This window comes from Algoriphagus antarcticus, assembly GCF_002150685.1.
GTDB classification, from domain to species: domain Bacteria; phylum Bacteroidota; class Bacteroidia; order Cytophagales; family Cyclobacteriaceae; genus Algoriphagus; species Algoriphagus antarcticus.
The window spans coordinates 1-11,194 of sequence record NZ_MSSW01000090.1; the positions used below are offsets into that span (position 1 = coordinate 1).

The 11,194-nt window shown below is 41.4% G+C and carries 7 protein-coding genes; 6 read left to right on the forward strand and 1 reads right to left on the reverse strand.

Features of this window, described 5'->3' with window-relative positions; genetic code table 11:
* Positions 1-460 precede the first annotated feature (460 nt).
* The 4 genes from cysS (at position 461) to galK (ending at position 5,164) form a co-directional block, all read left to right on the forward strand.
* Positions 461-1,951: a cysteine--tRNA ligase gene (gene cysS / locus BVH04_RS22810; protein WP_086543777.1), complete on the forward strand. Its 1,491-nt coding sequence runs from the start codon at positions 461-463 to the stop codon at positions 1,949-1,951.
* The gene (locus BVH04_RS22815; RefSeq protein ID WP_086543778.1) at positions 1,941-2,918 is read left to right on the forward strand and encodes a M28 family peptidase; all 978 of its coding nucleotides are present in this window, start codon (positions 1,941-1,943) and stop codon (positions 2,916-2,918) included. Before cysS ends, BVH04_RS22815 begins: the two co-directional genes overlap by 11 nt.
* 71 nt (positions 2,919-2,989) lie before the next feature.
* Positions 2,990-4,015, forward strand: a complete 1,026-nt coding sequence (locus tag BVH04_RS22820; RefSeq protein WP_086543779.1) for a LacI family DNA-binding transcriptional regulator — start codon at positions 2,990-2,992, stop codon at positions 4,013-4,015.
* Positions 4,016-5,164 (forward strand): galactokinase, encoded by a 1,149-nt coding sequence (gene galK, locus BVH04_RS22825; RefSeq protein ID WP_086543780.1) that lies wholly within the window; start codon positions 4,016-4,018, stop codon positions 5,162-5,164.
* Between the two features lie 116 nt (positions 5,165-5,280).
* Here the strand turns inward: galK and BVH04_RS22830 are convergent, their stop codons facing one another.
* Positions 5,281-6,297: a LacI family DNA-binding transcriptional regulator gene (locus tag BVH04_RS22830; protein WP_086543781.1), complete on the reverse strand. Its 1,017-nt coding sequence runs from the start codon at positions 6,295-6,297 to the stop codon at positions 5,281-5,283.
* Between the two features lie 362 nt (positions 6,298-6,659).
* Between BVH04_RS22830 and BVH04_RS22835 the strand changes: the two genes are divergently transcribed.
* Complete coding sequence (locus BVH04_RS22835) at positions 6,660-9,674, forward strand: SusC/RagA family TonB-linked outer membrane protein (RefSeq protein WP_086543788.1); 3,015 nt, start codon at positions 6,660-6,662, stop codon at positions 9,672-9,674.
* Between the two features lie 12 nt (positions 9,675-9,686).
* Positions 9,687-11,171: a RagB/SusD family nutrient uptake outer membrane protein gene (locus BVH04_RS22840; RefSeq protein WP_086543782.1), complete on the forward strand. Its 1,485-nt coding sequence runs from the start codon at positions 9,687-9,689 to the stop codon at positions 11,169-11,171.
* Positions 11,172-11,194 lie beyond the last annotated feature (23 nt).

The window sequence follows — 11,194 nt, forward strand, 5'->3', positions numbered from 1 at the left end:
AAAAAGTTTTTCAAGAGGCTTTTTAAAAAATATCCCTCACTTAAAGAGGATCTGTTAAACGTTATTGAACAATTGGAAAGTAATTAGGAAGAAGGAATTCCAATTGGAGGAAACCTTTTAAAATCCGATTATCAATAAGCAGTAAAAACCAAGGGAAATCAGGTGGATCGAGAGTGATCTATTATTTTCTCAGTAAGGACAATGAAATTTACCTAATTCATATTTTCGATAAGAGTGATTTTGACTACATCCCAAAACAAAATTGATTGAACTTTTAAAATCGACTGGACTACATTAATCTCAGGTAAAATCCCAATTGATTAGATAAATTCACCTACTGGTCTCCAAAGGTTATTTTTAATCTCTTTCATTTCCCCACTCGAATCCCCTATTTTGCAGCCTGAATCAATTTTGGGCTTTATCCGTTCTTGATTCTCGATCCTTAGTACAGATTCTACCAATGAAGTCGCATAATCTTAAATTATACAATACTCTTTCACGCCAGAAAGAGGAGTTTCAGCCCATCAATCCGCCTTTCGTAGGTATGTACGTCTGTGGACCTACGGTCTATGGAGATGCTCACCTTGGCCATTCACGTCCTGCGATCACTTTTGATACAGTTAATCGCTACCTGACACATTTAGGATTCCGTGTTCGCTATGTCCGAAACATCACTGATGTGGGTCACTTGCAGGGAGATGCAGATGAGGGGGAAGATAAAATCGCCAAAAAAGCTAAGCTAGAGCAACTGGAGCCTATGGAAGTTGCCCAGCAATATACGGACAGCTATCACAGAGATATGGCGCTTTTGAATACTTGGAAACCAAGCATCGAGCCTCGTGCCACTGGCCATATTCCTGAGCAGATCGCTTTGGTGGAAGCCATTCTTAAAGAAGGTTTTGCCTACGAAATAAATGGATCTGTATATTTCGATGTGTTGAAATACAACGAAACGAACAACTATGGCAAGCTTTCGGGTCGTGACTTAGAAAATCTACTAAGCGGAAGTCGCACGCTCGATGGGCAGGATGAAAAACGCAATCCAGTAGATTTTGCTCTGTGGAAAAATGCTTCATCTGAACATTTGATGAAATGGGATTCACCTTGGGGAGTAGGGTTTCCGGGTTGGCACCTAGAGTGTACAGCCATGAGTTCCAAATACCTCGGCAAGCAATTTGACATCCATGGAGGCGGAATGGATTTACTTTTCCCTCACCACGAATGTGAAATCGCGCAAAGCAACGCATGCAATCATCAGGATCCCGCGAAGTACTGGATGCACAATAATATGATCACCATCAACGGACAGAAGATGGGCAAGTCTCTGGGTAATTTCATCAATTTACAGGAGCTTTTCACAGGAGACCACAAACTCTTGGATCAAGCATACAGCCCGATGACAATCCGTTATTTTATCCTCACGGCACATTATCGTTCTACGTTGGACTTCTCCAACGAGGCACTTCAGGCTGCCCAAAAGGGATATAAAAAGCTGATCAATGGATTGAGAATTGCCAAACTCTTGAAGTTTGAAGCTATCGATGTCCAGCAAGATGAAGAGCAAATCGAGCAAGTAGAGCAAATCATCACGTATGCTTATCGTGCGATGGACGATGACTTCAACACTGCACAGGCGATTGGGCATCTGTTCAACTTGCTGAAAAAAATCAACTCCATGTACACAGGACAGCTGAAGTCGGCAGTTTTTGGTGAGGAAGTTTTCAATAAATTGATCGAGACTTACAACGTCTTTATTTCGGATATTTTGGGATTGATCGAGGAGAAATCTGACTCCCAAAACGAGATGCTGAATTTGCTTTTGCTACTCTATGCTGAAGCCAAAACTGCAAGAGACTACGCAAAAGTGGATGAAATCCGTGCAGGTCTGAAAGCAATCGGATTTGTGGTAAAAGACATGAAAGATAAAATTGACTGGGCATATGAAGAATAGATTTTGGCTGATAGGCTTAGTAATATTTGCTTGGTCATGTGGCAGTCCTGACAAAAACGCTGAGGTTGCTACCAAGGCTCCTGCAAAGCCCTACCCTACTTTTTCTCCAGACTCAGCCTATGCATTTGTAAAAAAACAAGTAGATTTTGGGCCCAGAGTACCGGAAACTGAAGCGCATGAAGCCACCAAAAACTGGTTGTTGTCGAAGTTTGAAGGTTACGGATTTACGGTTGAAACTCAGGATTTCGAAGCTAAAACCTACGACGGGTTAACTTGGGACCTGAGCAATATCATCGCTTCCTACAATCCTCAGGCGACTAAAAGAATTCTTTTGGCAGCTCACTGGGATACCCGCAGAATTGCTGATAAAGATACCGAACGAATCGATGAACCTATCGACGGTGCCAATGATGGGGCAAGTGGAGTGGGTATTTTGATGGAAATAGCACGTGTTATAGGATCGCAGGAACTTAAACCAGATGTTGGAATTGATATTATATTATTTGATGGTGAGGATGACGGAGAGCCAGAGAAAGCAACAACCAGAGATAACAGTCAAATCTGGTGGTGCCTAGGGTCACAGCAATGGTCCAAAAACAAGCATAAGCCTAATTACTCAGCTTACTATGGGATTTTGGTGGATTTGGTAGGTGCCAAAGGTGCGCGTTTTTATCAAGAAGGATATTCTCGTCAATACGCCTCAGGAATAATAAAGAAAGTATGGGACAATGCTGCTCAGATTGGTCAGGGTGACTTTTTCATATACAAAGATTCTCCCGAAATTATGGATGACCACGTATTTGTCAATGAATATGCAAAAATCCCAATGATAGACATCATTGAATTTTCTCCGGAATTTGGTTTTGCTCAGTATCATCACAAGCATAGTGATAATATGGACATCATCGATCGGAGGACATTGCAAGCTGTAGGAGAAACTGTTTTATTTACTGTGTACCAAGAGTAAAAACCTTACCTTCCAATTTCGAGTTCTTCATTTTTGGAGGATTTGAAGTGATAGTTAAATGATTTTGTCCCATGAAAAAAGGTCATCAGGTTACGATGAAAGAAATTGCCAAGAAGTTGGGCGTTTCTGTATCGACTATTTCCAGAGCACTGAAAGATTCTCCAGAGCTTCACCCCGACACTAAAAAACGAATAGTGGAGATGGCAAATGAGATGAAATATCAGCCAAATCTACTTGCACAAAGCCTAAGAATAAGCCGTACAAATACACTTGGTGTCATCGTCCCGGAGATCACTTCGCACTTCTTCGCTTCCTGCATTTCCGGCATTCAGGATTATGCAAATAAGCGTGGATATAATGTGATGATTTGTCAATCCAATGAGACCTTAGAGCTTGAAAAAGCCAATATCAGAACCTTAGTTTCCTCTCAAGTTGATGGTTTGCTGATCTCTTTGAGTCGCGAGACAAATCAATATGATCACCTATTTGATCTGTACAGTAGAGAAATCCCTTTCTTACTTTTTGATCGCGTCAATGAAGATATTCCCGTGTCAAGGGTCACATTCAATGATGAAGGCGGAGCATATCAGATAACCAAGCATTTATTGGAAACTGGCTGCAAACGTGTCATGTATGTATCAGGCCCAGAAGACCTTTATATAAGTAAAAAACGAAAGGAAGGTTATCTACATGCGCTGAATGAATTTGGAATTACGCCAGATCCCGAGTTCGTGAAAATTTCTGACCTCACCACCGAGGGTAATATCCAAATAGGTAAGGAAATCGCTGAAATGAAATCAAGACCTGATGGTGTATTCTGCATGATAGATCCTGTGGCGCTAGATATTTTGGCTTATTGGAAATCTGTAGGCATCAAAGTGCCAACTGACATGGCATTGGCAGGTTTTACAAACAACCCAACTTCAGCTGTGGTAGAGCCACCTTTGACTACAGTCGCTCAGCCTGGCTATGAGATGGGTAAATTATCTGTAACTCATCTGCTCGATCAATTAGAGGGACAAGCTTCAGATGATCCTATTTCCATCGTATTGGAAACTACATTAATACCTCGCCAATCAACAAAAGCACTTAAATAAATGAAAAATACTATTGCGCAGACCTTTAAGAAACTTTTTAATAGTGAACCAGTATTGGCTTTTGCGCCGGGAAGAATCAATTTAATCGGTGAACATACAGACTATCAAGAGGGCTTAGTATTCCCAGCAGCTATAGAACAGGGAATCTGGGTGGCAATCCAAAAAAACGACCTTCCTTCCTGCAGACTTTACTCAGAAGATTATAAGGAAGAGTTTGTCTTCGACATCAACTCATTTTCCCCAAAAAAAGGACACTGGGCAAATTATACCATGGGGGTGGTCTCACAGTTCCGGCAGGCTGGATATAAACTGGAGGGATTTGATCTGGTTTTCGGAGGAAATATTCCAGCTTCTGGACTTTCCTCTTCAGCTGCACTTTCTGTGGCAATCGGCATGGCTTTGACGGAATTATTTAAGTTTACCATCACCAAAAAATCTATCGTGCTCTATGCCCAAAAGGCCGAGCATTTATTTGCTGATGTGAAATGCGGTATTATGGATCCCTACGCCTCCGCTTTTGGAGTTAAAAATCGAGCATTATTACTGGATTGCCGCACCAATACACATTTTGAAGTTGAAGCTGACTTTGGTGATCATTCTCTACTTCTGGTGAATTCCAAAGTGAAGCATAGCCTTGCCGACTCTGCCTATAACGAGCGCAGAGAGGCTTGCGAAGAAAGTGTCAAACTGCTCAAAACCTCTTATCCTGATGCTATTACGCTAAGAGATATTCCCGTAAAGGACCTTGAGAAGGTTCAGCAAATCTTGCCCACAAATCTCTATCCTAAAGCAAAACACGTAATCACTGAAATCGAGCGCGTAAATTTAGCTTCGAAGGCTCTTCATGCCAGTGATTTAATCGTTTTTGGCAACTTACTGAAGGAGTCTCACAGAAGTCTAAGTCAGGACTTTGAGGTGAGCTGCGAAGAACTTGATTTTCTCGCTGAGAAATCCTGGGAATTACCAGGTGTCATAGGTTCTAGGATGATGGGTGGAGGCTTCGGAGGCTGTACTTTGAACTTAGTGAAAATTGATTTCTTGGAAGAATTCAAAAAACAAATCAAATCGAGTTATCAATCAGCATTTGCGCTAGAGCCCGAGTTCATTGAAGTCGCCCTCTCAGATGGAGCTTCTATAATTCCTTCTTGATCAATTCTTTCGTGAGAAAAAAAGTCCCTAATTGCTTATTATGCTGTTCTGCTTTTCAGCCTATAAAAATTGCCTAAGCTAAACCACAATTTAAATTTTTAGTAGCGCGATTGAAATCAACTGCTTTCCCTAACTATAAGATTTGGTTTGATAATTTCTGTTTTAAAATCGAACTCGTCTTCTTCCTCAGAATTGATTTCTTCTAGGATCAATTTTGCAGCCAATTGCCCCATTTCAAAGGAAGGTTGCGACATGGTGGTAAGGGAAGGACTCACAAATCGACTTGTGTCGTCATTTCCGAACCCAGCTAATGCCAATTGTTCTGGAACTCGGATTCCCAATTCCTTGCATGCATCCAATGCGCCAATGGCTAAAATATCGGCAAAGCAAAAAACCGCATCAGGCTTGTTATTAGAATTCCAAAGTTGATAGATGCCATTTTTAGCAATTTCAAATGTGAAATCATCAGTTTCGATTACATGCTCTGGAGAAATGGGTAGTCCGGCATCGTCCATGGCGCTTTTGAACCCCAAAAATCGTTCTCTGCACACGGCCAAAACCTGTGGCCCTCCTAAGTAAGCAATGTGCTTTTTACCTCGAAGGATTAGATGCTGAGTAATCCTTTTTGCTCCAAAAAAATCATCAGTGACCACTTTGGAAGTATTCAGCTCATCACAAACTCGCTCAAAAAGTAAAACAGGTATCCCTCGATCCAATACTTGTTGTATGTGTTCGTATTCTCGGGTTTCTTTCGAAAATGCGATCAGGATTCCATCTACTCGGCTGTTGGCAAGGGTTTCGACGATTTCGACCTCTTTTTGGAATGATTCTGCGGACTGGAAAATCATCACTTTGTATCCGTCCTTGTAGGCAATATTTTCAATTCCAGAAATTGAATTGGACCAAAATTGTCGATTGATAGTGGGAACTACCACCCCTAGAATTTTAGATTTTTTATTGATCAATCCTCGGGCCAGCAGATTGGGGTGATAGTGCATTTCCTTGGCAAGTTTCAAGACCGCCTTTTTTGTTTCCGAACTGATTTCATTGGAGTTTCTCAACGCTCTTGAAACAGTCGCCACCGAGATATTCAGACTTTTGGCTAGATCCTTAATGGTTATAGGCTTTTTCAACGAGATGGCTTTTTTGAGAAGTGATCTTCAAGTACTTGGGAAGAAGCTTAAGTTAAAGCAACCTCTCCTCAAATTCAAAGCATTGAGCTTCTTTATTAATCCCGAAAGCGTTCCAGTCTTCTGAGATTTGATTTTGGAAAAAAACGGATTGTCGATTTTTCAATAAATCGGCAAATTCTTAATTGAATTTTTAAATGTAAACGTTATCGATAACGTTTACGATATAAAAATAATTTTATTTTTAAAAAAACAGATTATTATTTTTTAAAATCAGTATACATTGACAATATCTTTCGTGGGGTAGTCAAATGCCGAAAGAGTATTTCTGTCAAAATCTTATTCAATTAACCAACGACCCAATTATGAAACAGAAACTATTAATGCTTATACTTTTTTTTCTGAGTATAAGCATACACCTGGCAGCCGCCCAGGGGATGCAGGTTAGCGGGGTTGTCACCGACGAAAATCAGCTCTCATTACCCGGCGCCAACATTGTGATCAAAGGGACAACCGTCGGTACGGTAACGGACATCGATGGGAAATTTTCGGTTCAGGTTCCTTCTTCCAATTCCATCTTGGTGATTTCCTATTTGGGATATTTGTCTCAGGAGGTAATTGTCGGAGGGAAAAGCAATTTTCAAATCCAACTTGCAGTGGATATCGATCAGCTGGAAGAGGTGGTCGTGACGGGGTATGGTACCCAAAGAAAAATTGAAACCACAGGTGCAATATCAACTGTGAAATCTGAAGAACTCCTTCAAACCCCGGTGGTAAATGTTGCCCAAGGTCTTCAGGGAAGAGTAGCCGGATTACAGGTAGTTCAGAATTCCGCAGCACCCGGAGGAAATGTCAGTGTCAGAGTAAGAGGAACCAACTCGATTAGGGGTAGTTCGGAACCTTTATTTATTGTAGACGGAGTTCAGTTCAACAATGGCGGAGGAGTCAATGATTTAAGTCCATTATCCACTATCAATCCAAATGACATTGCTTCGGTTGAGGTACTCAAAGATGCCTCTTCGACAGCGATTTATGGGGCCAGGGGTGCGAATGGTGTTATAATTATTACCACAAAAAGAGGAAGCGCCGGCAGGACAGTATTTTCATTGGACAGTTACTATGGTATTCAACAACCTACCAAACAGATTGATGTGCTTAACGGAACTCAATTTGCCGAACTGGAAAACGAAATTTATAAAAGAGCTGTTTTTCCTAATCCAAGTACTGAAGGAGAAGGTACCAAATGGCAGGATTATATTTTTAGAGATGCTCCCATACAAAGTCACCAACTTTCGCTCTTGGGTGGAAATGAAAAAACCCAATTTGCCATTTCCGGTAACTTTTTTGACCAAAAGGGGATCGTTATAAACTCAGATTTCCGAAGGTATTCGCTCAGAATTAACCTCGATCATAAAATTAATGACCGATTCAAAATTGGCACAAGTATTTTGGGTAGCCAAAACGTCAACAACACGATTCCAACGGGTTCCTCCAGTTTGGATGGGGCGGCTATCACATCAAGCATTGTAGGTGCGGCATTGGGTGCTCCACCAACACTAAAACCATATGATGTTAACGGTAATGTATGGCCTTTTGCTGATCAGGTTTCCGGTGGATACCGCGAAGCTACTAATCCCTTGGGATTGGCAAAAATCCTGAACAAAACGAATATCCAACAGGTATTATCAAATCTTTATCTTGAGGCTAAGCTTGTGGAAGGTCTCACATACACCGCTTCATTCAACGCAGTGTTGAGAAATGACCTCAATGATTTCTATTCACCAATCTCAATTATTGGTCTTGGAGACAGGAACGCTACCTCTGGAAACGGAAGGAAGTTCAACCGGGATCAAAGCACTTTGCTTCATGAAAGTATTTTTACCTATACCAAAAAGTTTAGAGAGAATCATAGTCTTCGGTTTACCGGCGTATTTTCTACCCAGTCAGATGAGGTGAGAACCAATCAAGCTTCCGGAAACGGGTTTCCTAATGATGCTACTACCAATGAAGCACTTCAGGTTGCTACCAATTTTTCCTCCAATAGTTTCCGGGCTTCTGAAAGATTGGACAGTTATATGGTACGAGTAAACTATGGATATAAAGACAAACTCTTCTTTGACTTAACTGCCAGAGCGGATGGATCGAGCAAATTTGGGAAAAACAATAAGTATGGATTCTTTCCAGCTGCATCGGGATCTTGGAGAATCAGTGAAGAAGCTTTTATGAAATCAAGTTCTGTGATATCTGATTTCAAGCTGAGAGGATCTTACGGTATTACTGGTAACTCCGGAGCTATTTCGCCCTACCAATCTTTGGCAACTGTTGGACCGGGATCTTCATATAACATTGGGAATGTGTTTGTGACAGGTCTTGCTCCAAACGGGATTGCCAATCCAGACTTGAGATGGGAGAAATCCTACCAGTACAACATCGGTATTGATGTAAGCTTTTTGGATGACAGATTTAGCCTTGTAGCAGATTATTACAACAGGACAACACAAGACCTCTTGTATTTGAAAAATTTACCACTGAGCTCAGGCTATAGTTCAATCATCGGAAACTTTGCTGAATTGGAAAACAAAGGCTTTGAATTAGCTGTAAATGCTGCCCTCCTTGTTAAAGATTTGAAGTGGGATGTATCGGCAAACATCTCTGTGAACAGAAACAAGGTTGTTGGTTTAGATGGAGCTGTTGCCGAACAATTCGTGACCCCTTACAGTGTGGTGTCAGTTGGATATCCGCTGGGAGTATTCAAAACTTTTGTCCATGATGGAATCTACCAAACCGGAGAGCAGATCTTGCCTGGTTCAGGCGGTCGGATTGGAGGTCATAAAGTAAAAGACATCAACAGCGACGGGAAAATTTCCAACTTAGATCAAGTCATCACAGGCGATCCTAATCCGGATTTTATCTTTGGATTCACGAGTAATTTCGCCTATAAAGGCTTTGACCTTAATTTCTTTGTGTCGGGTTCAGTCGGAAATGATTTGTACAACATCAGCCGATATACTTTCGAAAACCCAGTGGGACAGAGGAATGTACTCAAAGAATTAGAAAACAGGTGGTCCCCAACTAATCCTTCGGAGGAATATGTAAGTGGATTCCAAGGGGGGAGATTACCAATATCTGATCAGTTTTTGGAGGACGGATCATTTGTTCGCTTGAAAAACATCACTCTGGGATATTCTATCCTCGATATCAAAGGCATTCAGAAGCTGAGATTCTATGTAAGCGGCAATAACCTATTGACAATTACTGATTACACAGGGTTTGATCCTGAGGTCAATACCTTTGGCGGTTCCAATGTTGCAATTGGGGTAGATAACCTCGTCTACCCAATTGCAAAATCATTTATCGGAGGCATCCAAATCACCTTCTAAAAACTCAAGAAAATGAAAAAATTCATTATTCATATCTTTATTTCACTCCTGGGAATCAGTTTGATTTCCTGTGAGCTCGAAGAGGAAGTCTTTTCCAATATCACCTCAGAAAACTTCTATAAAACTCCAGGGGACGCAGAGACTGCTCTTATTGCCGCCTACGATCCGGTTGCAACCATGTATAATGCTGCTGTACATTCAGTAGATTTTAGTACAGATCAGGTTTATCCAAGGCCGGTAGTAGCCCGAGATACTTATGCTTTGTTTTCTTATGACCCTAATTACTCTGCCCAAAAAAGCTTCTCAAGGGAGTTTGAGTCTCCCGTTCAGGTATGGAGATCTTGCTACACCGGAATAGAAAGGGCTAATTGGGTACTTCTAAAAGTCCCTGGGATTTTAATGAATGAAACAAGAAAAGCAGTGATTTTGGGAGAGGCCCATTTTCTGCGTGCCTTTTATCATTGGATGCTCACCAAGAATTTTGGAGAGGTAGTCGTAAAAATCAATCCGAGCGAAAGTGAAGCTGATGCTTACCTTGAAAAAAGCAGCATTAAAGAAGTCTATGCTCAGATTTATGCTGACCTGGATGCAGCTATTCTGACTTTACCTGCTTACAGTCAGCAAGTCCCTCAATTTGGCAGACCTTCCAAAGAAGCTGCTTTGTCACTTTATGCTAAAGCTGCATTGTATAATGAAGATTATCCCAAGTCTCTGCAAATGGCTGAGTCTGTTATCAATTCTGGATCCTATAGACTCTTACCCAATATTGAAGATGTTTTCGATTTGACAAAAGAAACGTTGGCAAGAGTTGAGAATATCTGGTCATTTGAAAGTATCAGAGCTGTGCCTGGCAGGGTAAGTCAAGTACATTCACTATTTGGACCACCCAATAGCACAGGAGTTGAATACGGCAATTCAACATTTGGGTCTGCTTTCGCCTATCAGAAATTTTACAACTCATTTTATCCGTTGGATGAAAGAAGAAAGCTCCTGGCTACCTCTTTTATCAACAGAAGCGGTGCAGTCGTCCCACAGGCGGGGATCACTCCTGTTACAACAGAAGGGGTTTTGGTTAGAAAATTCCGGGATCCAAATTCTATAGGAGGCGCTTATGAGACAAATTTGACCATATTCAGAATGGCCGATGTCTATCTTATCGCTGCTGAAGCTGAAACAAGAGCTTCCGGGCCTTCGGCAAAGGCTTACGGATACATAAATATCGTCCGAAGACGGGCCAAATTACAAGACCTTATTCCAGGATTGACAGCGCAACAATTTGTGGATGCAGTGATTCAGGAGAGATCTTGGGAATTGTTTGCGGAGGCGGATCGATGGTATGATCTGACCCGGACCGGAAAATTCCTGACTCTTGTTCCTTTGGCCACTAATAATGTATTCCCTACGAGGACTCCGCAAGCAAAGCACCGATACTTCCCTATTCCTTTGGATGAAATACAAGCCAATCCAAAATTGGTGCAAAACCCAGCTTGGGAATAATCCTAAATTAAAAGCCTGGAGAT